Origin of the sequence: Streptomyces sp. CB01249 (assembly GCF_001905735.1) — a bacterium.
In the GTDB taxonomy this organism is placed as follows: Bacteria; Actinomycetota; Actinomycetes; order Streptomycetales; family Streptomycetaceae; genus Streptomyces.
Window position 1 is genome coordinate 85,035 of the sequence record NZ_LISW01000007.1, and the last position, 24,990, is coordinate 110,024.

Sequence of the window (24,990 nt, forward strand, 5' to 3'; positions counted from 1 at the left end):
GAGAGCGGTCGCGGTCATGGTCAGGCCTCCCGCAGCTTGGGGTTGAAGACCTCGTCGAGGCCGACGTTGGCGACGTACAGCGCTCCGACGATCGCGGTGATCCCGGCGCCCGGCGGAACGAACCACCACCACATGCCCAGTTCGAGGGCGCTCCACTGCTGGGCGCTCTGGAGCATCAGCCCGAGCGAGACGCCCTCGGTGGGGCCGAGCCCGATGAAGTCGAGCGAGGAGGCGATCAGGACCGAGCCCCCGAACAGCAGGATGAACATCATGAAGAGGTACGAGCTCATGTTGGGTGCGATCTCGCGGAAGATGATCCGCCAGGTGCCGCTGCCGCTGAGCCGGGCGAGGTCCACGAACTCCCGGGTGCGCAGCGAGAAGGTCTGCGCCCGGATGGCGCGGGCCGCCCACGGCCAGGAGGTGAGCCCGATGAACAGCCCCTGCACGGGCACCGAACGGACCCCGAGGTACGCGTTGATGATGAGCAGGACGGCGAGCGCGGGCAGCACCAGGACGACGTTGGTGAGCATGTTCAGGATCTCGTCCACGGCACCCCCTCGGTAGCCGGCCAGGAAGCCGACGAGCATGGCGATCACGGCGGCGATGGCCCCGCCGACGACACCGACCAGGAACGTCGAGCGCAGCCCGTGCACGAACTGGGCGTAGACGTCCTGCCCGAAGGTGGTGGTGCCCATCCAGTACGTACCGTCCGGCGGGGCGGCCTGCGGGCCGACGTATTCGTTGGGGTCGGCGTTGTCGAGGAGCGGGGGGCCGACGATCCCGACGAGCAGGAGCAGCACGACGACGGTGAACCCGATGAGCAGCTTCGGGTTGCGGACGGCGTAGTGCAGCGTCTCGCGGCCGGGCCGGGCGGCGGGGGCGGAGGGCGCGGCGGGCTCGGTGGCCGGTTCGGGCACGGTGCTCATGACTGGCCTCCCGCCATGCCGGTACGGGTACGGGGATCGACCACGACGTACACGATGTCGATCAGGAAGTTGGCGATCAGGACGCCGATGACGATGAACAGGAACGCGCCCTGGAGCAGGAAGAAGTCCTGGTTCTGGATCGCGGCAAGGATGAGCGAGCCGAGTCCGGGGTACGCGAAGACGATCTCCGTGACGAGCGCTCCGGCGACCAGGACGCCCAGTTGGAGGGCGAGCCCGGTGATCTGGGGCAGGACGGCGTTGCGGAAGGCGTAGCGGCGGATGAGGCGCTGGGGCGCGCCGAGGGCCGAGAGGTAGTTGGAGTAGTCCGACTCCAGCTCGTAGATGATCATGTTGCGCATGCCGATGGCCCAGCCGCCGAGCGCGACCAGGAAGAGCGACAGGAACGGCAGCACCCAGTGCTGGAACAGGTCCGCCGCGAAGTCGAAGGACCAGGTGGGCTGGATGTCGAGGCTGTAGCCGCCGGAGAGCGGGAACCAGCCCGCCTTGGAGCCGAGCGCCCAGGCGAGGATGACGGCGATCCACATGTAGGGCATGGCGGTGAGCAGATAGCCGGCCGGGAGCACGGTGTTGTCGAGCACCTTGCGCCGGGCGGCGAGCGCCCCGGCCCAGTTCCCGACGAACCAGCTGAGCAGGACGGCGGGGATCATCAGCCCGAGCGTGTACGGGAGCGCGTCGAGCAGGACGTCGGCCACGGGTTTGGGGAACACCCAGATGGAGAGACCGAAGTCGCCCTGGAGGAGGGCGCTCCAGAAGTGCAGGTACTGCTGCCAGACGGGCTCGTCGAAGCCGAAGAGGTTGTTGTAGTAGGCGCGCATGGCCTCGACGGCCTCGGGCTGCGAGACCCGGGCGCGGGCCACCATGGCGGCGACCGGGTCGCCGGGCATGAAGCGCGGGATCATCCAGTTGACGGTGACGGCGACGACGAAGGTCAGCGCGTAGATGAGTAGTTTGCGGGCGAAGTAGCGGCGCAAGAGGGCTCCCCGGGGAGAGCCCCGCCGTACGGTCGGCGGTCAGGTCGGCGCGCACGGCGGGGCGGTCGTGGAATGGGAGCGGCCGGCCGGGGGAAGAGCCCCCTCGGGAACCGGCCGCTCTCAGAACTGCCGTGTCACTTGGCGGGCTTCAGCTGCGTGAGCGCTTCGAAGCCGCCCATCTCCAGCCAGTTGCGCCACATCGCGGGGGCGTACTTGGGCGCTCCGGGCGCGTCCGAGGGCCAGTTGGTCCAGGTGCCGGTGGTGGACTGGGCCCACAGGCCGTTGTACCAGAGGGGGATGACGGGCATCTCCTTCAGCTGGATGTCCTGGATCTTGGAGATGACCTTCTTCATGCCCTCGGTGTCGTCGGTCTTCACCGCGCCGAGCTGCTGGACGAGCTTCCAGGCGTCCTCGTTCTCGTAGCGGCCGAAGTTGACGGTGTTCTGCTGCTTCTGGACGGGCAGCTGGAACATGTACTCGTAGTACGTCCACGGGGTGCTGGAGAGCTGGCGCTCGTTGTTGACGACGAGGTCGAAGTTGCCCTTGCCGCGCTGCTCGTTGAGGGCGTTGGCGTCGGGGAACTCGGTGGTGACCTTGATTCCGGCGGCCTTGGCGGACGAGGCGATGACCTTGGCGGCCTCCATCCAGTCGGTCCAGCCGGTGGGCACGGCCAGCTTCAGGCTGATCTTCGAGCCGTCCTTGTTCTCCACCAGGCCGTCGCCGTCGGTGTCCTTGTAGCCGGCGTCCGCGAGGATCTGCTTGGCCTCGGCGGTGTCGAAGGTGAAGCCCTCGCTCGCGACGAGGCCCTTGTCTATGTACTTGTCCCACTGCGGGAGCAGCCCGGTCGGGTCGGCGCCCTTGACCAGGCCCCCGTACACGCCCTTGACGATCTTCCCGGTGTCGACGGACGCGGCGAGCGCCCTGCGGAAGGCCGCGTCGTCCATCGGCTTCTTCGTGGTGTTGGGCACCAGCCAGGCGGTGTTGGCGGAGAGCATGTAGGGCGGCTCGTCGTAGTACGAGACGACCTTCTTGCTCTTGACCAGGGAGGCGGCGCCGGGCAGGAAGTTGTTGCTCAGGTCCAGCTGGTTCTGGCCGAGCTGGCCGATGACGACCTCGTTGCTGGGGTTGGAGACGTCCACGATGTAGCGGGGCGCGGGCTTCATGGAGAGCGCCTTGACGCCCCACCAGTCGTCGCGCCGCTGCCAGACGACCCGGTCCTGGGTGTGGCTCTTGAGCGTGTACGCGCCGGTGCCGACGGGCTTGTCGTTGACGCCGTCCAGGACCTCCTTGTCGGAACGTTTGCCCCAGATGTGTTCGGGAACGACGGGCTGCCCGTAGAGCGTGAAGTCCCACTCCTGGTAGCGGGCCTCCTTGAAGGTGAAGCGGACCGTGGTGGCGTCGACCGCCTCGGCACCGGAGAGCCAGCTCCACAGGCTGTGGAAGGCGGACGCCTCGATCTTCCCGATCCCGTAGGAGTAGGCGACGTCCTTCGCGGTGAGGGGTTTGCCGTCGGACCACTTGATGCCGGGGCGCAGCTTCACCTCGTAGGTCTTGTCCCCGGTCCAGCTGCCGGACTCGGCGAGCCAGGGCGTGAGCTTTCCCGCGTCGGGGTCGAAGTGGAACAGGGTCTCGTAGACGAGGCCCTTGGTGCCGGTGGCGTGGTCCCAGTTGTGCAGCGGGTTGTAGTTGGCGGGCGGCCCCCACTGGGTGCCGGTGGTGTAGAGCGTCTCGTTACGGGGAAGAGCGCCGCCTCCCCCACCGCCGGTACCGCCCGAGCCGCCCGAAGAGCCGCCCCCCGTGCACGCGGTGGCGGCGAGTGCGATCACGGCGAGCGTGGCCGCGATCCGTCCCCGGAATCCCGTGCCCATCGTCCCTCCTTCTCCCCGCCGTCCCTGCCGAGCGGAGTTACTGAACCGGGTAAGTGCCGTGAAGTTAAGGCCACCTCATGCCCCTGTCAAGGGTGCGGGAGCGCTCCCATTTCATGTACCGCGCAGGTGCGTTGCGCGATCACGGGCGCCGAAGGGGGCCGCGCGGACCCGTCGTGCCGGTTAGGATGTGCACGCTGCACGAACCGGTTAAGCGAGGTCACATGCCCAAGCACCGCCCCACGATCGCCGACATCGCGGCCCGCGCCGGGGTGTCCAAGGTCGCCGTGTCCTACGCGCTGAACGACCGGCCGGGCGTCTCCCCCGCGACCCGGTCCGCCATCAAGGCCATCGCGCAGGAGATCGGCTGGCGCCCCAACAGCGCGGCCCGCGCCCTCACCCGGGCCAGGGCCGACGCGGTGGGCCTCGCACTGTGCCGGCCCGCCCGGCTGCTCGGCGTCGAGCCGTTCTTCATGGAGCTGATCAGCGGCATCGAGTCCGAGCTCTCGCCGCGCGGCTGCGCCCTGCTCCTCCAGGTCGTCACGGACCCGGCCCAGGAGCTGGAGGTCTACCGCCGCTGGTGGGGCGAGGGCCGGGTGGACGGCGTCTTCCTCACCGACCTGCGCGGCTCCGACCCCCGCATCGAGGGCGTCGCCGGACTCGGCCTGCCCGCCGTGGCGATCGGCCACCCCTCGGCGTCCGGTCCGCTGCCCGCCGTGTGGTCCGACGACGCGGCGGCGGTCCGCGACACCTTCGCGTATCTCGCCGCCCTCGGCCACCGCTCGGTCGCCCGGGTCGCCGGGATGCCGGAGCTGAACCACACCGCCGTGCGCGACCGGGCCCAGCGCGAGGTCTGCGCCGAACTGGGCCTCGGCGAGCCGGTCGTCGTGCACACGGGCTACTCCGGCGACGACGGGGCGCACGCCACGCGCCGCCTGGTCAGCTCACCGGGGCGCCCCACCGCGATCGTGTACGACAACGACATCATGGCCGTCGCCGGGCTCTCGGTCGCCCAGGAGATGGGCCTCGACGTGCCGGGCGACCTCTCGCTCGTCGCCTGGGACGACTCCCAGCTCTCCCGGGTCGTCCGCCCCCCGCTGACCGCGCTGAGCCGCGACATCCCGGCGTACGGGGCTCTCGCGGCCCGGACCCTGCTGTCCCTGGTCACGGACGGCGGCGCGGAGGGGCGCGAGGACAAGGCGGCCCGGCTGGTGCCGCGCGGTTCGACGGGGGCGCCGAACAAGGCCCCCTAGGCCGCGCGGAGGTGCATGTCATACCGGAGGAGGACGCCGGGGGGCGGGTCGTGCGACTCAAGAGGGCCCCGGGAACGGGCACCGGGAGTGACGTCCGGGGGCCGTCCGGCGGGGACGATGGAGTGGTACCCCTGACCCGGGGGCCCACGCCGACGCGGCGGGCCGCCGGGCGGGCTCCGTCCCGTACGCACCCCACCCTGGAGTCTGCTGTGACCACCATGTCCACCGCTCACCGCGCCACCGCGGTGGCCGCCCGCGCCACGGAACTGTCCAAGGTCTACGGCGAGGGCGAGACCCGGGTGACCGCTCTCGACCGGGTCACCGTGGACTTCCCGCAGGGCGAGTTCACCGCGATCATGGGCCCGTCGGGCTCCGGCAAGTCCACGCTGATGCACTGCGTGGCCGGCCTCGACAGCTTCAGCAGCGGTTCGGTGCGCATCGGCGAGACGGAGCTGGGCTCGCTCAAGGACAAGCAGCTCACGCAGCTGCGCCGGGACAAGATCGGCTTCATCTTCCAGGCGTTCAACCTGCTGCCGACGCTCACCGCCCTGGAGAACATCACGCTCCCGATGGACATCGCGGGCCGCAAGCCGAACCAGGAGTGGCTGCACCGGGTCATCGACATGGTGGGCCTCTCCGACCGGCTGAAGCACCGCCCCACCGAGCTCTCCGGCGGCCAGCAGCAGCGCGTGGCGGTGGCCCGCGCCCTGGCCTCCCAGCCCGAGATCATCTTCGGGGACGAGCCGACCGGCAACCTCGACTCCCGCTCCGGCGCCGAGGTCCTGGGCTTCCTCCGCAACTCCGTGCGCGAACTGGGCCAGACCGTGGTGATGGTGACCCACGACCCGGTCGCCGCCTCCTACGCGGACCGGGTCATCTTCCTGGCCGACGGGGCGATCGTCGACCAGATGATCCACCCCACCGCGGACGGGGTGCTGGACCGGATGAAGGCGTTCGACGCCAAGGGCCGCACCAGCTGAACCGGCGCGTACCGGCGCTTCGTACCCCTTCCTCCGGCACCTCCTCACCCGGGCCGGCAGACACCCAGGACTGACTGACATGTTCCGTACCGCCCTGCGCAATGTGCTCGCGCACAAGGCCAGGCTGCTGATGACGATCCTCGCCGTGATGCTCGGCGTGGCCTTCGTCTCCGGCACCCTGGTCTTCACCGACACCCTCGGCAACGCCCTCCGCAACCAGTCGGCCAAGAGCTACGACGACATCGCCGTCGCCGTGACCACCTACGCCGACCAGCGCGACGAGAAGTCCCGCGCCATCGACGCGGCCACCCTGGAGAAGATCCAGGGCCTGGACGGCGTGGCCGAGGCCACCGGCCGGGTCGACGGCTTCGCCGGGGTCGCCGACCCCGACGGCAAGCTGATCGGCAACGGCTGGTCCAACACCGGCTCCAACTTCGCCCCCGGCAAGGACGGCAAGGACGCCGCGTACACCTTCACCGACGGCACCGGCCCCACCGAGCCCGGCAGCATCGCGCTGGACCGCGACACTGCGGACAAGGGCGAGTACAAGGTCGGCGACACCGTCCGCGTCGCCACCAACGGGCCGGTGAAGGAGTACACCCTGTCGGGCGTCTTCACCACCCAGGACGGCGCGGTCAACGCCGGCGGCAGCCTGGTCCTCTTCGACACCCCCGTCGCGCAGAAGCTGTTCCTGCGCCCCGGTGAGTTCAAGGACGTCTCCGTCACCGCGAAGCCCGGCGCCTCCGACCGGGAGCTGCTGGCCGCCGTGAAGCCGCTGCTGCCCGAGGACGCCGAGGCCAAGACCGGCAAGGCGCGCTCCGACGAGCAGGCCGAGGAGATCGAGAAGGGCCTCAGCGGGATCAACTGGGTGCTGCTGTCCTTCGCGGGCGTCGCCCTCTTCGTCGGCATCTTCCTGATCGCCAACACCTTCACCATGCTGGTCGCCCAGCGCACCAAGGAACTGGCCCTGATGCGCGCGGTGGGTGCCTCGCGCCGCCAGGTCAAGCGCTCGGTGCTCCTGGAGGCCGCCGTGGTCGGCCTCATCGCCTCCGTCGTCGGCTTCGCGCTGGGCCTCGGGCTCGCCGTCGGACTGCGCTCGGCCATGAGCCTGTTCGGCGCCAAGATCCCGGCCGGCCCGCTGGTGGTCGCCCCGCTCACCGTCGCCGTCGCCTTCGCCGTCGGCGTCCTGATCACCGTGCTGGCCGCCTGGCTGCCCGCCCGCCGCGCCGCGAAGATCCCCCCGGTCGCCGCGATGAGCAGCGCGCACGCGGTGGCCACCGTCAAGTCCCTGGTCGTACGCAACACCATCGGCGGCCTCATCACGCTGCTCGGCACCGCCGGGATTCTCGGCGGCGCGGCCAAGGGCGGTACGGACGGACGCCTGCTCGTCGGGGGCGGCACGTTCCTGGCGCTGATCGGCGTCATCATCCTGATCCCGCTGCTGTCCCGCCCGGTGATCGCCCTGGTCCGCCCGCCGCTGCGCCGGCTGTTCGGGGTCTCCGGCAAGCTCGCCGCGCAGAACGCGGTCCGCAACCCCCGGCGCACCGGTGCCACCGCCTCCGCGCTGGCGATCGGCCTCACCCTGGTCACCGGCATCTCGGTGCTCGGCGTCACTCTCGGCCGGGCGGTCGACAAGGTGACGACGGACAACATCAAGGCCGACTACATGATCTCGATGGCCAGCGGCGACGCGCTCGACGAGTCCGCGCTGACCGCCCTGGAGAAGGCCAAGGGCGTCACCGCCGTCTCGCCCCAGCAGGCCGTCTGGCTGACGATCGGCGGGCAGGGCGTCTCGGCGTCCGGCGTCACCCCGGGCGACGTGCAGCAGGTGCTGGCCGTCGACACCGTCGCGGGCTCCCTGAACACCCTGGAGAAGGGGCAGATCGCAGTCGCGGAGAAGACCGCGAAGTCGCACGGCTGGAAGCCCGGTGACACCGTCGCCGTCACGTACGACGACAAGAAGAAGGAGACGCTGAAGGTCGGCGCGCTCTACAAGGACAACGAGTTCCTCTCGCCCGTCCTCGTCCCCCGCGACACCGTCGCCCCGCACGAGGGCAAGGGCGACATCCGCGAGATCTGGGTGAAGACGGAGGGCGGCGCGAGCGCGGCCCACGAGCAGGCGCTGGTGGACGCCTTGGGCGACAACCCGGGCATGAGCGTCATGGACCGTCAGGACATCCGCAACATGTTCGGCGGCGGCGTCAACCTCGCCATGAACATCATGTACGGCCTGCTCGGCATGGCCCTGATCATCGCGGTGCTCGGGGTCGTCAACACCCTGGCCATGTCGGTGTTCGAGCGCCAGCAGGAGATCGGCATGCTGCGGGCGATCGGCCTGGACCGGCGCAGGGTCAAGCGGATGATCCGCCTGGAGGCGGTCGTGATCTCGCTGTTCGGCGCGGTCATCGGCATCGGGCTCGGCCTGTTCCTCGGCTGGGCGATCGGACAGACCGTGTCCGCGAGCATCCCGCAGTACGTGCTGGTCGTGCCGTGGGGCCGAATCGCGCTGTTCCTGCTGCTGGCCGGTCTGGTCGGCGTACTGGCCTCCCTCTGGCCCGCCCGCAGCGCCGCGAAGCTCAACATGCTGACGGCCATCAAGACCGAATAGCCGCACCCGTACGACGAAGGGGCCGGTGTCCATGGACACCGGCCCCTTCGCTCTGCGGCAGCACGGCGGCTCAGCCGTTCGCGTCGGCCTTCCAGGCGCGGGCGCGCAGCGGCATGCGCGAGGCGCCGTCCGCCTCCGGGCGCACCGCGAGGATCTGGTTGACGCCGATCTTGTTGCGCTCGAAGGACAGCGCGGACGCGGCCATGTAGAGCCGCCAGACGCGGGCCCGGCCGGGCGAGACCATCTTCACGGCGCTCCCCCAGCCCCGCTCCAGGTTGGCGACCCACTGGCGCAGGGTCAGCGCGTAGTGCTCGCGCAGCGCCTCGACGTCCCGGGCCTCGAAGCCGGCCTCCTCCAGGAGGGCGAGGGTCCGGCCGACCGGGGCCAGCTCTCCGTCCGGGAAGACGTAGGCGTCGATGAACGCGTCGATCTCGTACGCCGACTCGTCCCGCTCCGGGCGGCGCCCGATCTGGTGGTTGAGGAGGCGCCCGCCGGGCTTGAGGAGGGCGAAGAGGTCGTCGGCGTACTCCCGGTAGCGGACGGAGCCGACGTGCTCCGCCATGCCGATGGACGAGATGGCGTCGTAGGGCCCGTCGCGGACGTCCCGGTAGTCCTGGACCCGGATCTCCACGCGGTCGGTCAGGCCCTCGTCGGCGATGCGCTTGCGGGCGTAGGCGGCCTGTTCGGTGGAGAGGGTGATGCCGGTGACGTGGGCGCCGTACTCGCGGGCGGCGTGGATGGCCATGGAGCCCCAGCCGCAGCCGACGTCCAGCAGGCGGTCGCCCTCCTTGAGGGCCAGTTTGCGGCAGACGAGGTCGAGTTTGTCGCGCTGGGCGTCCTCCAGGGTCCCGGCGTCCTCCCAGTAGGCGCAGGAGTAGACCATGGACGGCCCGAGGACCAGTTCGTAGAAGTCGTTGCCCACGTCGTAGTGGTGGCTGATGGCCTCCTTGTCGCGGCGTCTGGTGTGCAGGGGACCGCTGCGGCGGCGCACCTCCTCGGGCGGCGGGGCGGGCGGCAGCCAGGGCCCGGACAGCTTCAGCAGGTCCGCGGCGGCGGCGCGCGACTTCGGGTCGCGCAGGGCCTGGAGGCCGCCCGGCGCGTCGGAGGTGCGCTCCCAGATGAGCCCGGCCATCAGGTCCAGAGCCTCGTAGAGGTCGCCCTCGATGTCGAGTTCGCCGGCCACCCAGGCGCGGGCCAGGCCGAGTTCGCCCGGCTTCCACAGCAGCCGGCGCAGGGCCCGGCGGTTCCGGATGACGAGGACGGGGGCTCCGGGCGGTCCGGATTCGCTGCCGTCCCAGGCCCGGATGCGGACCGGTAGGGGTTGGCCCAGCAACTGCTGGGCGAGAGCGGTCAGCCGCAATGCGGCGTCTGCCATGGCGCACACCTCCGTGACGGTGTTTCCCGACGTGCCCAGACATGCCCACACATGTCCCGGACCACGCCCCGGCACCCGGGGCGCCTTGGCGTGGTACATCCCCCACAACAGTCTGAGGCGGCCCGGCCATCCCGCTACCGGGCAAGGGAACGGCAAAATGCGTGCACGGCACATGCATCCGCCGGGGGTGCGGCCCGTGCCGCGCGCCGCCCTTTCGTACCCGGATACGCCGAAGGGGCCGTCCGCACCACGGATGGCGGACGGCCCCTTCGGGCGTCGTACTGCGGCCGTTACGGCCCGGTGGAGCTAGGAGGCCTTGGCCTTCTCGCCCACGGGCTTGGCGGCGGCCGGCGCGGGCGCCGGCTTGGCGGCCTCGTAGAACTCCTCGCGCGGCGTCTCCATGGCACCCAGGGAGACGACCTCGCGCTTGAGGAACATCGCGAGGGTCCAGTCGGCGAAGATCCGGATCTTGCGGTTCCAGGTCGGCATCGCCAGACCGTGGTAGCCACGGTGCATGTACCAGGCGAGACGGCCCTTGAGCTTGATCTTCATCTTGCCCATGACGATCATCGCGACGCCCTTGTGCAGGCCCAGACCGGCGACCGCGCCCTTGTTGGCGTGGCTGTAGTCGGCCTGCGGGAAGCCGCGCATCCCGGAGATCACGTTGTCACCGAGGACCCGGGCCTGACGCAGCGCGTGCTGGGCGTTCGGCGGGCACCAGGCGTTGGGGTTGCCCGCCTTGCGGCCGACCATGTCCGGGACCTGGGCGTTGTCGCCCGCGGCCCAGATGTAGTCGGTGCCCTGCACCTGGAGCTTCTCGGTGGTGTCCACGTGGCCGCGGGGGCCGAGCGGCAGGCCGAAGCGGGCCAGCGCCGGGTTCGGCTTCACACCGGCGGTCCACACGATGGTGTTGGAGTCGACCTCCAGGCCGTTCTTCAGCACCACGTGGCCGTCGACGCAGGAGTCCATGGAGGTCGAGAGGAAGACCTCGACACCGCGGGACTCCAGGTGCTCGCGGCCCCAGGTCCCGAGCTTCGGACCGACCTCGGGGAGGATCTTGTCGGCGGCGTCGACCAGGATGAAGCGCATGTCCTCGCGCTTCACGTTGGTGTAGTACTTGGCCGCGTCGCGGGCCATGTCCTCGACCTCGCCGATGGTCTCCGCACCGGCGAACCCGCCGCCCACGAAGACGAAGGTGAGGGCCCGGCGGCGGACGTCCTCGTCCGTCGTGGAGTCGGCCTTGTCCAGCTGCTCCAGAACGTGGTTGCGCAGGCCGATGGCCTCCTCGATGCCCTTCATGCCGATGCCCTGCTCGGCGAGGCCGGGGATCGGGAAGGTGCGGGAGACCGCGCCGAGCGCGATGACCAGGTAGTCGAAGGGCAGCTCGTAGGCCTCGCCGACGAGCGGCGCGACCGTGGCGACCTTGCGGTCCTGGTCGATCGTGGTGACGCGACCGGTGAGCACCTCGGCCTTGGGCAGGACGCGCCGCAGCGGGACGACGACATGCCGAGGGGAGATGCTGCCGGCGGCAGCTTCGGGGAGGAAGGGCTGATAGGTCATGTACGACCGGGGGTCGACGACCGTGACGGTCGCCTCGCCGTAGCGCATCTTCTTGAGGATGCGCCGAGCTGCGTACAGACCTACGTACCCACCGCCTACTACGAGGATCCTGGGACGCTCCGTGGTGCTCATGCCATCGAGTATCCACCCCACTCGGGGGGCATGCTCGTGAGCCCCTTCACAAGGTTGTGGCCACCCTCTGCTATAGTTCGCCGCCCACGTGACCCAGGTCATGACCCGCACCGGGAACCCCGTTACAGTGGTGAACGTTGTTCACCGCCTGCGAGCTGGCCCTTGGCCCTCGGCCCCGGGCGAAGGGGCCTTCCGGTCCACCTGGGCGTAACACTCCCGGAACCTGTCGGTCCGGCCCCCGAGTGACCCCGCTCACCTCCTGCGCGACCCATCCGGAGCAGAAGACGGGCCCGGGGTGGGCAATTCCTTGTGAAGAAGTTCACGAAGTTGGTGGCGAGGCGGCCCGAAAGCCGCCCCACCAGGCACGTCCCGCCCTCTCAACGGTGCGGGCGGGACGACGCATGAGCGCCCGGCTCACGCCAGCGAAAAGGCGATTCCATCCAGAATGTCGTGCTCGCTGACCACGACCTCGCGCGCCCCGGTCCGCTCCATCACGGCCTGCAGGATCAGCGCACCGGACGGGATCACGTCGACCCGGCCCGGGTGCATCGCGCCGATCGCCGCGCGCTCCGCATGGGTCGAGGCCAGCAGCCGCGCGGTGATCTCCCGGACCTGCTCCAGGGAGACCCGGGAGTGGTGGATCGCCTCGGAGTCGTACTCCTCCAGGCCCAGCGCCATCGCGGCCACCGTGGTGACCGTCCCGGCGAGGCCCACCAGCGTGGCCGCCGAGGCGATCGGCACGGTCTCCTCCGCCAGGTCCAGGGCGGCGGCCACGTCGGCGCGGACCGCGTCGATCCCCTCACGCGAGGGCGGATCGGCGAAGACGCCGTCGCGCACGAAGTGGCGCTCGGTCATCCGGACGCAGCCGATGTCCACGGACCGGGCGGCCCGCACCCGGTCGTCGCCCACGACGAACTCGGTGGAGCCGCCGCCGATGTCCACGACCAGGTACGGCTTCGCGAGGTCGTCGCGCCCGGTGAGCTCCTTGGTCGCCCCGGTGAACGAGAACGCGGCCTCCTGGTCCCCGCTGATCACCTCGGGCTCGACGCCCAGGATGTCCCGCACCCCGCGCACGAAGTCGTCGCGGTTCTCCGCGTCCCGGGAGGCGGAGGTGGCGACGAAGCGCACCTTGTCGGCACCGTGCTCCTGGATCACCGCCGCGTACTGTCGGCAGGCGGCGAACGTGCGCTCCAGCGCCTCGGGGGCGAGCCGGCCGGTCCGGTCGACGCCCTGCCCCAGCCGGACGATCTCCATGCGCCGGGCGTGCTCGACGAGCTCCCCGGTGACCGGGTCGGCGTCCGCGACCAGCAGGCGGATCGAGTTGGTGCCGCAGTCGATGGCGGCCACGCGCGTCATGTCCGGCGCCCCCTCAGCCCTCGTCCGTACCCTGCTCGCCGCACGGCGACACGCAGGGTCCCTTGCGCCACCACTCCGGCAGCATCGCGATCGCCTCGTCGCCCAGCGGGTTGACGCCGGGACCGGCCGCCAGCGAGTGCCCGACGAGCACGTGCAGGCACTTCACCCGGTCCGGCATGCCGCCGGCGCTCGGGAAGCCCTCCAGGACCTCGATGGCGTCGCGCCGCGCGATGTAGTCCTCGTGCGCCGCCCGGTAGGCCGCCGCGAGCTCGGGGTCCTTGCCCAGGCGCTCGGTCATCTCCTTCATGACCCCGTTCGCCTCCAGCGTGCCGATCGCGGACGCGGCGCGGGGGCACGTCAGATAGAACGTCGTCGGGAACGGCGTGCCGTCCTCCAGCCGGGGCTGCGTCTCGACCACGTCCGGGTTGCCGCACGGACAGCGGTGCGCGATGGCGCGCAGCCCGCGCGGCGGGCGGCCCAGCTGCTGCTGGAACGCGGCGATGTCCGCCTCGGTGGGGACGGTGGGCTCGGTCTGGGGAGGGGGCGTTTCCATGCCTGCCTAGGGTGCTGATCGGACTGCTCGAACCGCGGGTTCTGCAGAGGTACGGGGATGGGGACGGCCGTCAGCCGCGGTCGGCGCTGTCCACGCCGTCCCACAGGTTGGAGTGCCAGGGCCGGTCCGTCTCGGCCGGCTTCCCGTTGCGCTCCTTGACCGCGTCGGGGTCGACCACGGTGTAGCCGGTCTCCCCCGGAAGAACGTAGTGCAGGTGCTCGCGGGCCAGCCGCTTGATGTACGCGTCGTCCTGGAGCCGGGCCTTCTGGTCCCGCAGCTCCTCGGTGCGCGCCTCGGCCTCGCGGGCCAGCCTGCGCTGGTCGGCGATCTCGTCGCGCTGCGACACGTACTGACGCATCGGGTACGCGAGGGCGACGACCAGGGAGCAGACGACCAGGGCCAGGAAGGCGGCCCGGCCGGTGAGCCGGGAGCGGCGGGCCTGGCGCCGGTTCTGGGACCGGTAGACGCGGGCGGCGGTCTGCTCACCGAGCAGCCGCAGCCGGGTCGCGGTGGAGAACCGGTCCCTGTCCTTCACGGCCATGTTCCCGCCTCCCCATTACGACGTCCGTCCCCGCACACGGTACGTGACCGGGCGCGGGGACGGACGGAGGCGGGGGCGGTCGCCCTGCCGGGCTGTGGTCAGCCCTTGAAGCGCGGGAACGCCGAGCGGCCCGCGTACACCGCGGCGTCGTCGAGGATCTCCTCGATGCGCAGCAGCTGGTTGTACTTGGCGACGCGGTCCGAGCGGGCCGGGGCGCCGGTCTTGATCTGACCGCAGTTCACGGCGACGGCGAGGTCGGCGATGGTGACGTCCTCGGTCTCGCCGGAGCGGTGCGACATCATGCACTTGAAGCCGTTGCGCTGGGCCAGCTCGACGGCGTCCAGGGTCTCGGTCAGCGAACCGATCTGGTTGACCTTGACGAGCAGGGCGTTGGCGGAGCCCTCCTCGATGCCGCGGGCCAGGCGCTCCGGGTTGGTGACGAAGAGGTCGTCGCCGACGATCTGGACCTTGGCGCCCAGCTTGTCGGTGATGACCTTCCAGCCGGCCCAGTCGTCCTCGTACAGCGGGTCCTCGATGGAGACCAGCGGGTACGCGGAGACGAGCTCCTCGTAGTACTCGGTCATCTCGGCGGCCGAGCGGGACTTGCCCTCGAACTCGTACGAGCCGTCCTTGTAGAACTCGGACGCGGCGACGTCGAGCGCGAGCGCGATGTCCTTGCCCGGGGCGTAACCGGCCTCCTTGATGGCCTCGATGATGAGGTCGAGGGCGGCGCGGTTGGACTCCAGGTTCGGCGCGAAGCCGCCCTCGTCGCCGAGGCCGGTGGACAGGCCCTTGGTCTTCAGGACCTTCTTCAGCGTGTGGTAGACCTCGGCGCCCCAGCGCAGGGCCTCGGAGAACGACTCGGCGCCGATCGGCGCGATCATGAACTCCTGGATGTCCACGTTGGAGTCGGCGTGCGAGCCGCCGTTCAGGATGTTCATCATCGGAACGGGCAGCAGGTGCGCGTTCGGGCCGCCGAGGTAGCGGAACAGCGGGAGGTCGCTGGCCTCGGAGGCGGCGTGGGCGACGGCGAGGGAGACGCCGAGGATGGCGTTGGCGCCGAGCGAGCCCTTGTTCTCCGTGGCGTCCAGGTCGAACATCGCCTGGTCGATGAGGCGCTGCTCGGTGGCGTCGTAGCCGACGAGCTCCGGGCCGATCTGCTCGATCACGGCGAGGACGGCCTTCTCGACGCCCTTGCCCTGGTAGCGGTTGGGGTCGCCGTCGCGAAGCTCAATGGCCTCGAACGCGCCGGTGGAGGCGCCGGACGGAACAGCAGCACGACCGGTGCTGCCGTCGTCGAGGCCGACCTCGACCTCGACCGTGGGGTTGCCCCGGGAGTCGAGGATTTCCCGGGCTACGACGACGTCGATGGACGGCACGAGGCATCTCCTTCTGGGATATGACGCTGGTTGTGCAGGGTCACTTTGGCCTTGCGACAAGAGCCTAACCGGCCCGGCCGTCGGCGTCGGCCGACCGCCCGTCCCCTGGGACGAAAAAGGACCCAAGGGCGGGCATACCGGGGCGAGAGGCCAGATAATTACTGACCGGTAACTACAACAGTTGAACGCTCACGGGTCGCCCGGCGGCCCCAACGCGGCGTGCCCCGGCCCGGCAACACACGGGGGGAGAGTGCGTGCCGGGCCGGGGCGGCCTGAGCGATCAGCGAGGAGGGATCGCGGTTGCTTCGTTACTTCGTCAGGTGGAGCTGCTGGCCCGGGTAGATCAGGTCGGCGTCCTGGACGATGTCCTTGTTCAGCTTGAACAGCCGCTCCCAGCCACCCTTGACGTGGTGCTCGGCGGCGATCTTGCTCAGCGTGTCACCGGAGACGACCTTGTACTCGCCGTCACCCTTGGCGACCTTCTTGCCGGTGGGGGTGGTGACCGTCTTCTTCGCGGCCTTCGGGGCGTCCGAGCGGTCGGAGCGGTTGGTGGCCGGGGCCTCGGTGCGCTCGGCCTTCTTCGGGGCGGCCTCCTGCTTGGGTGCCTCCTGCTTCGCGGCACCGGAGCCGGTGTCGACGCCCGGGTCGACACCGTCGTTGGTCAGGTTGCCGGCACCGGCGCAGGACCAGGCGCCCGGGCCCTGCAGGTCGAGGAGCTTCTCGGCGGTGGCGATCTGCTGGGCCTTGGTGGCCAGGTCGGCGCGGGGCGCGTACTGCGTACCGCCGGCGGCGGCCCAGCTGGACTGGGAGAACTGCAGGCCGCCGTAGTAGCCGTTGCCGGTGTTGATCGACCAGTTGCCGCCGGACTCGCACTGGGCGACGGCGTCCCACGTGGCGACGGAGGCGGCGGAGGCGTTGGTCGCGCCCATCAGCGGCACGGCGACGGCGGCACCGGCGACACCGGCGAGCGTCGCGACACGGACGGCCTTGGAGGGGCGGCGGTGCTTGTTGCCCTTGCGGTTGAGCAGCATCGAGTCTTCTCCTCACCGACGCCTGCGAGGTGAGCTGTCGGGTTCGGGCCAAGTGAGTTGCCCGGCCGCGCCCCTGGCGCGACTTCACCCCTAGCCGGCCCCGTTCGTCTCCCGACGACCGGGCCCAGCGCCTACCTGGGTCCCCCGCTCCTGCCTACGGCGCTTTCGCGTCTGTTCCCTCCGACCGACGGCAGGATTCGGCGTGACGGTCGACGGGGCCCGCGGTGCGAGCGGTTCTGACCGTAATCACACCCACCGGCCATATTCAAAGAAGGACATACCGGATAATCATCCCGTAAGAGCATCCGATGAACCCTCATTTGTGCAGGTCGGAACGGATGCGGCGGGACCTCCCGGACAAGGGGCGTGAGTTCACGCAAAGAGACCCATGTCTCACTCGGTCAAAAGTGGGACATGGGCCTCTTAAACCACCCAAAGCACAGGGGGCTCTAACGGCTCATCCGGCGCTCTCGGCGACCTGGTCCGGGGCCGGGTCACCCAGGCCCAGATCGAGGTTCTGGCCGGGCAGGATGAGGTCCGGGTCGGAGCCCACCTCGGCCTTGTTCGCCTCGTACAGCTCGGGCCAGCCGCCGGGCAGGTCCTGCGCGTCGGCGATCGCCCAGAGGTTGTCGCCCGGCCGCACGGTGTACGTGCCGTCGCCCGGCCCCGTGGCGCTGTCGCGCGCGTCGCCGTCGCCCCGCGAGGCGTGCCGGCCCGTGTCGCGCCCGTCGGCCGTCCCGGTGGCGTCGTCGGCGGCCGGGGCGCCCCGGTGCTTGCCGCCCTTCGCCCGCGCGTCGTCCGTCGCACCGGCCGAGGGGTCGGCCGAGGGCGTGGTGGACGGGTCGTCCGAGGCGGACGGGGTGCCGGAGGGGTCGGCGGACGGGTCGGCCGAAGCGTCGCCCGACGGGGAGGCGGAGGCGTCCGCCTTCTCCTCGGCGCTCCTGCCCGCGTGCTTGCCGGAGCTCTTGGCGGCCTCCTTGCCCGTGGTGGCCGCGTCGGACGCCTCGTCCGAGGGGGTGGCCGACGAGCCCGAGGAGGCGTCGTCCACCGGGTCGGTGCCGAGACCGGCGTCGAGGCCCGAGTCGGCGCCCCGGGCGGGGTCGTCCTCGTCCTTGTCGCCCGGGTCCACGTCCGCCTTGCCCGCGGCCTTGCTGAGCCCGGAGATCACCGCGCAGCTCGGCCACGCCTTCGGACCCTTGGCGGCCAGGACCCGCTCGGCCACCGCGATCTGCTGCGAGCGGCTGGCGAGGTCGGCGCGCTCGGCGTACGACTCACCGCCGTACGCCTTCCACAGCTCCGGCGTGAACTGGAGACCGCCGTAGGAGCCGTTGCCGAGGTCGGCGCTCCACATGCCGCCGCTCTCGCACTCGGCCACCCGGTCCCAGGTCGCGGTGTCCGCGGCGTGTGCGCTTGCCGCGCCGAGCAGCGGGATGGCGATGGCCGAGCCGGTGACGCCTGCGGCGACCACGATGGCGGGTGCCTGACGAGGGCGGCGGTGTCTGCCGTTCGCGGAGCCCATGGGAGATGCCTTCCGTGTGACTGACAAGCGACTGGTGAGTCGAACGGTGAACCTAGCGAAACTCGAACGTGAGTCACAAGTCGATGCAGTAGAGATCACGCGAAAGTCACAGAGTTGACAGAGTGTCACTTTCCTCGGTGCGCGCCCCGGGCGTGAAATGCACCGGCAGCGTGCGCAGTCCGCGCATGATGAGCCCGCCGCGCCACCGCAAATCGCCTGATTCTCCCGCAAGTCGCAGGTCCGGAAGGCGTGTCAGCAGGGTGGCGAGCGCGGCCTGTCCCTCCAGCCGGGCGAGCGGCGCTCCCAGACAGTAATGAATGCCGTGGCCGTAGCCGAGGTGCTGATTGTCACTCCGCGACAGGTCCAGCGTGTCCGGCCCGGCGAACCGCTCGGGGTCCCGGTCGGCCGCCGCGAGCACCACGAGCACCGGATCGCCCTCCGCGACGCGCTGCCCTCCGATGGTCAGCGGCTCGGTGGCGAACCGCCAGGTGGCGAGCTCCACCGGGCCGTCGTAGCGCAGCAGTTCCTCGATCCCGGTGGCCAGCAGCCCGCTGTCGCCCGCCGCCAGCGCGCGTTGCAGCCGCTCGCGTTCGGCGGGGTGGTTGAGCAGGGTGTGGACGCCGTTCCCGATCAGGTTCACGGTCGTCTCGAAGCCGGCGAACAGCAGGATGAAGGCCATCGCCGCGGCCTCGTTCTCGGTCAGGTGCTCGCCGTGGTCGCTCGCCCGGATCAACCCGGAGATCAGGTCGTCGCCCAAGTCCTCGCGCTTGCGGTGGATCAGTTCGAGCAGATAGGCGCGCATCTTCTTCACGGACCGGGCGACCCCGCCGCGCGGCCCGCCGCCGTGCCGGATCATCATGCCCGCCCAGTCCCGGAAGTCGTCCTGGTCCTCGCGGGGCACGCCGAGCAGGTCGCAGATCGCGTAGATGGGAAGCGGGAAGGCGAACTCGTGGATCAGGTCGACCTCCCCCTTCTCCACGAACCCGTCGATGAGGCGGTCCGTCAGCTCCTGCACCCGGGGCGCGAACTGCGCGATGCGCCGGGGCGTGAACGCCTTGGAGACCAGGCGGCGCAGCCGGGTGTGGTCCGGCGGGTCGATGTTGAGCAGGTGCGTCATCAGCTCGGCCTTGCGCTCCCCGGGGATGCCTGTCTTCCCCTTGGCGTGCGCGGGCTCGGCGTGGTGCGCCGGGTTCTTGGACAGCCGGGAGTCGGCGAGGGCCTGCCGGGCGTCCGCGTACCGGGTGACGAGCCACGCCTCGACCCCGCTGGGCAGCGTGGTGCGGTGCACGGGGCTGTGCTCGCGCAGCCAGGCGTACGCCGGGTACGGGTCGGTGGCGAACTCCCAGGTGAAGAGCTCGGGCGCGGGCGGCACGGCGGCGGACGAGGTGTGGGCGGGGCAGCCGGCGGGTACGGACGCGGCTTCGGCGGGACGGTCGGCTGGGCGCTCGGAGGGGCGCTCAACGGGGCTGTCGGCGGGGCTGTCGTTCACTCCCCGACGTTATCCGGTGCCCTCCGCCGTCCGGATCGCGTCCCGGTACGCGCGTCCCGCGGCGCGCAGCGCGGCCTCCGGGTCGACGCCCTCCTCCTGGGCGCGCACGGCGAGGGCGAGGAGGCGGTAGCCGATGTCGTCGCCCTCGGGGAGCGGCACGTCGAGTCCGGCGGTACGGACCCGGCTCGCGAGCTTCGCGGCGAGAGCCAGGCCGGGCTGGCCGAGCGGTACCCCGTCGGTGACGGATTCACGCTGCTTCTCGATCGCCTTGGTGCGCAGCCAGTGCGCGTGGACGTCCTCCGGGGTCTCGGCGGTCTCGTCGCCGAAGACGTGCGGGTGGCGGTGGATCAGCTTCTCGATGAGGGTGCCGGCCACGTCGTCCACGGAGAACGGCTCCTCACCACTTCCTGGAAGGCCTTCCTCCGCGATGCGCGCGTGGAAGACGACCTGGAGCAGTACGTCCCCGAGCTCCTCGCGCAGCTCCTCGCGGTCGCCGTCCTCGATCGCCTCGACCAGCTCGTACGCCTCCTCAATGGCGTACTTGGCGAGGCCCTTGTGGGTCTTCTGCGAGGTCCAGGGGCACTCGACGCGGATGCGGTCCATGACCTGGACGAGGTCGATGAGCCGGGCGCCCGGCAGGTCGTACGAGCCCGGCAGCAGCTCCAGGTCCGGCATCCGGACCCGCCCCGAGCCGGCCAGCCGGGCGAGGCCGTCGGTGAGCGGCTGGTCGCCCGCGCCGCCGGTGAGGACGACCACGGTGCGGCCGCCCGCGCAGGCGTCCACGAGCTCCCGGGCGTCCGGGACGCCCGGGGTGACGGCGACGCCGGCCTCGCTCAGATACGGCAGCTGCGGCTGCTCCGGCTCGCCGCAGCGCACCTCGTCGGCGCCGTGCAGCGCCTGCCAGGCGGGCCAGGACAGCAGTCCGGGCGCGACCCGGTGGCTGACGGTGAGCAGGACGATGCGGCCGGGGTCTTCAGCGTTCACGCCACCGAATCTACCCCGGCCGTCACAGGGGGCTCAGGCCCCGGCCTCGGCGGCCGCCTGGGCGGGCTTGGTGACCTGGGAGATCCACGGGGCCTTGTAGTCGCCCAGCTGGATCTGCTGGTTGTCCCAGGTGCCGTAGCGGGGGTTGACGTCGACGTGGAGCGCCTTGGACGCCTTGGTCAGCGCGTCGCCGATGGCCTTGGTGCCCTCGGGCGTCGACGGGTCGGCGCCGAGGGCCTGGCCGAGCTTCGTGATCTGGATCTGCTCGCGCAGGAAGGCGTCGATCTGGCCCGGGGCGAGCCAGCGCTCCTGGAGGACGGCCTGCCGCAGCCCCTTCTCGCCGCTGTACTGGGCGACGGCCGACGCGCGCATCTGCTGGATCTCCGCGCGGCTCACCGTGACGCCCGCGTCCGCCGCGGCCCGGTCGAGGACGCGGTCCAGGATCAGCCCGTGCAGCTTGGCGCGGGCCAGCTGGCCGGACTGGTCGGTGAGCTGGGCGGACTGCGGGGACGAGCCCTGCGCCTCGCGCACGTCGGCCACCTGCGCCTGCACGGTGGACACCGTGATCCGGTCGCCGCCGACGACGGCCGCGGCGCCGGGGTGGGCCTGGCTGCCACAGGCGGAGAGGAGCGGCGCTGCGGCGAGCAGCGCGGCGGAGACGGTGAGCGCGGTGCGACGGCGGCGGTGCAAAGGAGCCTCCCGAGGAGATTGTGCGGCGGTGCACAAAGCCTTGCGGTGATCGATGTTAGGGAGTGGAACCGGTCCGGGCCACTGATTCGACCAACGATTCGGGAGGAGTTGGGGATGCGGGCCGCCCCGGGGCGGCTCAGCCGACGCGTTCGGCCGTCTTCGGCGGTATGTCCGGCCGCAGCATGATCGTGCGCGACACCACGAACGTGATCGGAATGGCGGCCGCGGCGGCAACCAGCGGGGCGTAGCGGTCGCTGAATCCGGCCAGGTCGACCAGGAGGTAGACGCCGCCGGTGGTGATGACGAAGTTGGCCGCGTTGGTGAGGGGGAAAAGCAGGAACTTCCGCCAGGTGGGCCGGGTGCGGTACGTGAAGTACGAGTTCAGGAAGAACGAGCCGGTCATGCTGAGCGCGAAGGCGAGCACATGGGCGGCGATGTACGGCAGCCAGTGCAGCAGGAGCAGGTAGAAGCCGTAGTACGTGCCGGTGTTCACCGCGCCGACGACCGCGAAACGTGCCATTTGTGCGGTGACCGTCATCGGCGTACGAACTCCCGGGGCTCCGGCTCGGCGGCCGCTTCGCGGGTCCGGGTGTTGGTGGCCTTGACCAGGAAGTGCGGGCGGCGCTTGACCTCGTAGTAGATGCGCCCGACGTATTCGCCGACGACCCCGGCGAGGACCATCTGGACGCCGGCGAGCGCGGTGACGACGACGAGCAGGGTGACGTAACCGGGGGTGTCGACGCCCCGCACGAGGGCGACGCCGACGATCCAGGCGGCGTAGGCGAGGGCGACGGAGGTGAGGAGCAGGCCGAGGTAGAGGGCGGCGCGCAGGGGCTTGTTGTTGAAGGAGAGCAGCCCGTCGAGCCCGTAGTTGAGGAGCTTGCCGAAGGTCCAGGCGGAGCGGCCCTGTTCCCGTACGGCGTTCTCGTAACTGAACGTCGTGGTGGGGAAGCCGACCCAGGAGAAGAGGCCCTTGGAGAAGCGGTTGTACTCGGTGAGCGAGAGCACGGCGTCGGCCGCGCGGCGGGAGAGGAGCCGGAAGTCCCCGACGCCGTCGACCAGTTCGACGTCCACGAGGCGGTTGATCAGCCAGTAGTAGGCGCGTGCGGAGAGGGTACGGGTGACGCGGTCGCCGGCGCGGGTGCGGCGGGCGATGACCTGGTCGTAGCCCCGGGCGTGCTCCTGGAGCATGCGTCCGACCAGCTCCGGCGGGTGCTGGAGGTCGGCGTCCATCAGGACGACGGCGTCCCCCTCGGCGTGCTGGAGACCGGCCAGCATGGCGGCCTCCTTGCCGAAGTTGCGGCTGAAGGAGACGTACCGGACGCGCGGGTCGGCGGTCGCCAGCTCCTGGATGAGGGGCAGGGTCCGGTCGGCGCTTCCGTCGTCGACGTAGACGACCTCGAACGCGTCCCCGAGACGGGACATTTCGTCCGTGACGCGTTCATGGAAGCGTTCGAGGATCTCTTCCTCGTTGAAACAAGGCACCACCAGCGAGATCAGCACCCATGTACATCAACCGGTCGATGTGTCGCCCTCCGGAGCCCGGTGTGGCCGGTGGGCGGCCATCGGGTGAACGGCCCGTCCCGGGCCTCAGCCGCCCCGGACCTCCATCTGGCGTTCCAGCTGCCGGCGCAGCTCGACGGGCAGCGGGTGGTGCGGTCCGTAGGTGCGCTCGGTGTCGTACAGCAGGGACTGGAGCTGGGCGCGCGCGTTCGCGTGGTCGCCGAGGGCGAGCAGCAGCTGCCCGATGCGGTGGCGGATCTCGTACGAGCGTGCCGGGTCGTTGCCCGTGGCGTACTGGTTCTCGTAGTACGGCAGCACCGCGCGGTACTCCGCGAGCGCGGCGGCGGGTTCGCCGAGCTGTTCCAGGCACTGGGCGACGTCGCAGCGGTAGCCGAGGGTCTGCGGGTCGGCGGAGCCCGCCTCGGCGGCCCGGTCGTCGGCGAGCCGGCGCAGTTCGGGCAGGGCGCGGCGGTACTGCCCGTCGTCCATGAGGGTCGCCGCGTACTGCTTGCGCAGGATGCGGACCACCGGGGAGCCGGAGCCGTGCTGTTCGGCGGCGACCGGGAGGAGCCCGCCGAGCATGTCCACGGCCTGGGTGATGCGGCCCTCGCCGAGGAGCCGCTTGACCTCGTCCACGGCGGCGGCGACGTCCGTACGCGCGGGCGGGGTGGCGGGCATGGCGGGCGGCGGGACCGTGGCGCGGTCGGGCCAGGGGGCGTGCGGGCGCAGGAAGGGGCGGGTGGGGTCGAGCGGCCCGGCGGGCGGCCGGGAGCCGCGCGCGGGCAGCAGCGGGGCGAGGTGTTCGTACACCTCCTGGGCGCTGTCCGGGCGGTGCTGCGGGTCCTTGGCGAGCAGCCGCAGCACGAGCGCTTCCAGCGCCTCGGGGATGTCGGGCCGGATCCGGCGGACCGGCAGCGGCGGTTCGTACAGGTGCCGGTGCAGCACCCCGAGGGCGGTGGACCCGGCGAACGGCACGTCACCGCTGAGCAGTTCGTGCAGCAGGACGCCGAGTGCGTAGAGGTCGGTGTACGGGCCGACCGCGCCGCCCATGGCCTGCTCGGGGGCCATGTAGGCCGGGGAGCCGATGGGCGAACCGGTGTGCGTGAGGCGGGTGGTGTCGGTGTCGAGGACGGACGCGACGCCGAGGTCGAGGACGAGCACGGTGCCGTCCGGACGGACCATCACGTTACGGGGCTTGAGGTCGCGGTGGACGATCGGCACGGCGTGAACGGCGCTGAGGACGGCGCACAGCTGCGCGGCCACCGCGACGGCCCAGGGCCAGGGGTACGGATCGTGCTCGGCGAGGTGGTCGCCGAGGTCGGCGCCCTCCACGTACTGCATGACGAGGAACAGGTCGTCGCCGTCGCTTCCCGCGTCGTGCACGGTGACCAGGCCCGGGTGGTCCACCTGCGCGGTGACCCGGCACTCGCGGACGAAGCGGCGGCGCAGTTCCTCGGCGGCCTCGCTGCCGATGGGACCGGTGACCCGGTCGGGGCGCAGCAGCTTGACCGCGACCCGGCGGTCGAGGCGCTGGTCGTAGGCCGTCCAGACCTGGCCCATGCCGCCCTGGCCGAGGATCGTCGCCAGCTCGTACCGCCCGCCGATGAGGCGACCGTTCACCGGCCCTCCTCCTTGCGGAGGTAGTCGCTCAGCTCGTCCAGCTCGGCCCGGACCTGGTCGATGCGCTGGGGCGGGGCGGGGCGGGCGTCCTCCGGCTGGGGGCAGCGCGTGAGGGGAAGCGGGTAGGGCTGCTGCTGTCCGGGGTGCGGCGGGTAGGGCTGCTGCTGTCCGTACGGAGGCGTGGGCACGGGCACGGTGGTGACGTACGCGTGGCCGGGCCCCTGGTGCGGGAGTCCGGCGCCCTTCCCGGTCAGGCGCGCGTGGAAACGTACGTCGGCGACGAGGTAGTACACGCAGGCGGCCGCGAGGACCAGGAGCTGCAGCGCTATGAACGCGTTGTCGAGGCTGTCCGCCTCCACCTTCGGCTCGTTCCTGCCGAGCACGGCGACCACCACACAGACGAACGCGAAGCCGGCGCCGGCCGTCCACCAGTCGAGGGTGCGGCGGCGGACGTACGCGAGCCTGATCAGCGGCGCCCACAGCAGAAAGCCCAGGGAGCAGACCGCGATCAGGACGAACAGCACGCGCATGGAGACGATCCAGGCCCTGCCGGGGACTCGGCGCGGCGCCGTGGGCGGAAGACCCGGGGCGTACATGGCTGCTCCTGGATTGCCTGGTCGTGAAACGTCCGCGC

General features: G+C 71.1%; 21 protein-coding genes and 1 riboswitch. Of the genes, 3 read left to right on the forward strand and 18 right to left on the reverse strand.

The features are described 5' to 3' along the window. Positions 1 to 20: 20 nt before the first annotated feature. The 3 genes from AMK18_RS27170 to AMK18_RS27180 all read right to left on the reverse strand — a co-directional run bounded on the left by AMK18_RS27170 (position 21) and on the right by AMK18_RS27180 (position 3,786). Entirely contained in the window at positions 21 to 926 is a 906-nt protein-coding gene (locus AMK18_RS27170; protein WP_073864845.1) for an ABC transporter permease, read from the reverse strand. Then, entirely contained in the window at positions 923 to 1,918 is a 996-nt protein-coding gene (locus AMK18_RS27175; protein WP_018104064.1) for an ABC transporter permease, read from the reverse strand. The genes AMK18_RS27170 and AMK18_RS27175 overlap by 4 nt, the downstream gene beginning before the upstream one ends. A 134-nt stretch (positions 1,919 to 2,052) precedes the next feature. Beyond that, positions 2,053 to 3,786, reverse strand: a complete 1,734-nt coding sequence (locus AMK18_RS27180) for an ABC transporter substrate-binding protein (RefSeq protein ID WP_073864846.1) — start codon at positions 3,784 to 3,786, stop codon at positions 2,053 to 2,055. A gap of 221 nt (positions 3,787 to 4,007) precedes the next feature. Here AMK18_RS27180 and AMK18_RS27185 point away from each other — a divergent pair, with 221 nt between their 5' ends. The 3 genes from AMK18_RS27185 to AMK18_RS27195 all read left to right on the forward strand — a co-directional run bounded on the left by AMK18_RS27185 (position 4,008) and on the right by AMK18_RS27195 (position 8,624). After that, the gene (locus AMK18_RS27185) at positions 4,008 to 5,036 is read left to right on the forward strand and encodes a LacI family DNA-binding transcriptional regulator (RefSeq protein ID WP_073864847.1); all 1,029 of its coding nucleotides are present in this window, start codon (positions 4,008 to 4,010) and stop codon (positions 5,034 to 5,036) included. 209 nt (positions 5,037 to 5,245) lie between these two features. Continuing rightward, positions 5,246 to 6,016 carry an ABC transporter ATP-binding protein gene (locus AMK18_RS27190; protein WP_018104067.1) on the forward strand — a complete coding sequence of 257 codons (771 nt, stop codon included), beginning with the start codon at positions 5,246 to 5,248 and terminating at the stop codon, positions 6,014 to 6,016. 79 nt (positions 6,017 to 6,095) lie between these two features. Further along, positions 6,096 to 8,624: an ABC transporter permease gene (locus tag AMK18_RS27195; protein WP_073864848.1), complete on the forward strand. Its 2,529-nt coding sequence runs from the start codon at positions 6,096 to 6,098 to the stop codon at positions 8,622 to 8,624. A 70-nt stretch (positions 8,625 to 8,694) separates the two neighbouring features. On the opposite strand, the gene AMK18_RS27200 is transcribed toward AMK18_RS27195, so the two are convergent. The 15 genes from AMK18_RS27200 to AMK18_RS27270 all read right to left on the reverse strand — a co-directional run bounded on the left by AMK18_RS27200 (position 8,695) and on the right by AMK18_RS27270 (position 24,952). Next, entirely contained in the window at positions 8,695 to 9,999 is a 1,305-nt protein-coding gene (locus AMK18_RS27200; RefSeq protein ID WP_073864849.1) for an SAM-dependent methyltransferase, read from the reverse strand. Between the two features lie 306 nt (positions 10,000 to 10,305). Further along, positions 10,306 to 11,691, reverse strand: coding sequence for an NAD(P)/FAD-dependent oxidoreductase (locus AMK18_RS27205; RefSeq protein WP_026171645.1), 1,386 nt, complete (start codon positions 11,689 to 11,691; stop codon positions 10,306 to 10,308). 414 nt (positions 11,692 to 12,105) lie between these two features. Continuing rightward, positions 12,106 to 13,047, reverse strand: a complete 942-nt coding sequence (locus tag AMK18_RS27210) for a Ppx/GppA phosphatase family protein (protein ID WP_018104071.1) — start codon at positions 13,045 to 13,047, stop codon at positions 12,106 to 12,108. A gap of 13 nt (positions 13,048 to 13,060) precedes the next feature. Further along, complete coding sequence (locus tag AMK18_RS27215; protein ID WP_018104072.1) at positions 13,061 to 13,600, reverse strand: DUF501 domain-containing protein; 540 nt, start codon at positions 13,598 to 13,600, stop codon at positions 13,061 to 13,063. A gap of 70 nt (positions 13,601 to 13,670) precedes the next feature. Further along, on the reverse strand, positions 13,671 to 14,141 hold the full coding sequence (locus tag AMK18_RS27220; RefSeq protein ID WP_073864850.1) for an FtsB family cell division protein: 471 nt from the start codon (positions 14,139 to 14,141) through the stop codon (positions 13,671 to 13,673). Between the two features lie 98 nt (positions 14,142 to 14,239). After that, positions 14,240 to 15,520: a phosphopyruvate hydratase gene (gene eno / locus AMK18_RS27225; RefSeq protein WP_018104074.1), complete on the reverse strand. Its 1,281-nt coding sequence runs from the start codon at positions 15,518 to 15,520 to the stop codon at positions 14,240 to 14,242. Positions 15,521 to 15,828: 308 nt separating this feature from the next. Further along, positions 15,829 to 16,551 (reverse strand): LysM peptidoglycan-binding domain-containing protein, encoded by a 723-nt coding sequence (locus AMK18_RS27230; protein ID WP_073864851.1) that lies wholly within the window; start codon positions 16,549 to 16,551, stop codon positions 15,829 to 15,831. Positions 16,552 to 16,555: 4 nt separating this feature from the next. Then, positions 16,556 to 16,723: riboswitch (cyclic di-AMP (ydaO/yuaA leader) on the reverse strand. Between the two features lie 285 nt (positions 16,724 to 17,008). Then, positions 17,009 to 18,070, reverse strand: a complete 1,062-nt coding sequence (locus AMK18_RS27235; RefSeq protein ID WP_073864852.1) for a LysM peptidoglycan-binding domain-containing protein — start codon at positions 18,068 to 18,070, stop codon at positions 17,009 to 17,011. A 106-nt stretch (positions 18,071 to 18,176) separates the two neighbouring features. Further along, positions 18,177 to 19,559 (reverse strand): cytochrome P450 family protein, encoded by a 1,383-nt coding sequence (locus AMK18_RS27240; protein ID WP_073864853.1) that lies wholly within the window; start codon positions 19,557 to 19,559, stop codon positions 18,177 to 18,179. Positions 19,560 to 19,568: 9 nt separating this feature from the next. Further along, positions 19,569 to 20,543 (reverse strand): nucleoside triphosphate pyrophosphohydrolase, encoded by a 975-nt coding sequence (locus AMK18_RS27245; protein ID WP_073864854.1) that lies wholly within the window; start codon positions 20,541 to 20,543, stop codon positions 19,569 to 19,571. A 33-nt stretch (positions 20,544 to 20,576) separates the two neighbouring features. Next, a complete protein-coding gene (locus AMK18_RS27250; RefSeq protein WP_018104079.1) occupies positions 20,577 to 21,233 on the reverse strand; it encodes a SurA N-terminal domain-containing protein in 657 nt (218 codons plus the stop codon). Positions 21,234 to 21,369: 136 nt separating this feature from the next. Further along, positions 21,370 to 21,771 (reverse strand): GtrA family protein, encoded by a 402-nt coding sequence (locus AMK18_RS27255; RefSeq protein ID WP_073864855.1) that lies wholly within the window; start codon positions 21,769 to 21,771, stop codon positions 21,370 to 21,372. Beyond that, positions 21,768 to 22,736, reverse strand: a complete 969-nt coding sequence (locus AMK18_RS27260; protein ID WP_018104081.1) for a glycosyltransferase family 2 protein — start codon at positions 22,734 to 22,736, stop codon at positions 21,768 to 21,770. Before AMK18_RS27260 ends, AMK18_RS27255 begins: the two co-directional genes overlap by 4 nt. An 87-nt stretch (positions 22,737 to 22,823) precedes the next feature. Beyond that, a complete protein-coding gene (locus tag AMK18_RS27265) occupies positions 22,824 to 24,356 on the reverse strand; it encodes a serine/threonine-protein kinase (RefSeq protein WP_018104082.1) in 1,533 nt (510 codons plus the stop codon). Further along, positions 24,353 to 24,952, reverse strand: a complete 600-nt coding sequence (locus AMK18_RS27270) for a hypothetical protein (protein ID WP_073864856.1) — start codon at positions 24,950 to 24,952, stop codon at positions 24,353 to 24,355. Before AMK18_RS27270 ends, AMK18_RS27265 begins: the two co-directional genes overlap by 4 nt. Positions 24,953 to 24,990: the final 38 nt, after the last annotated feature.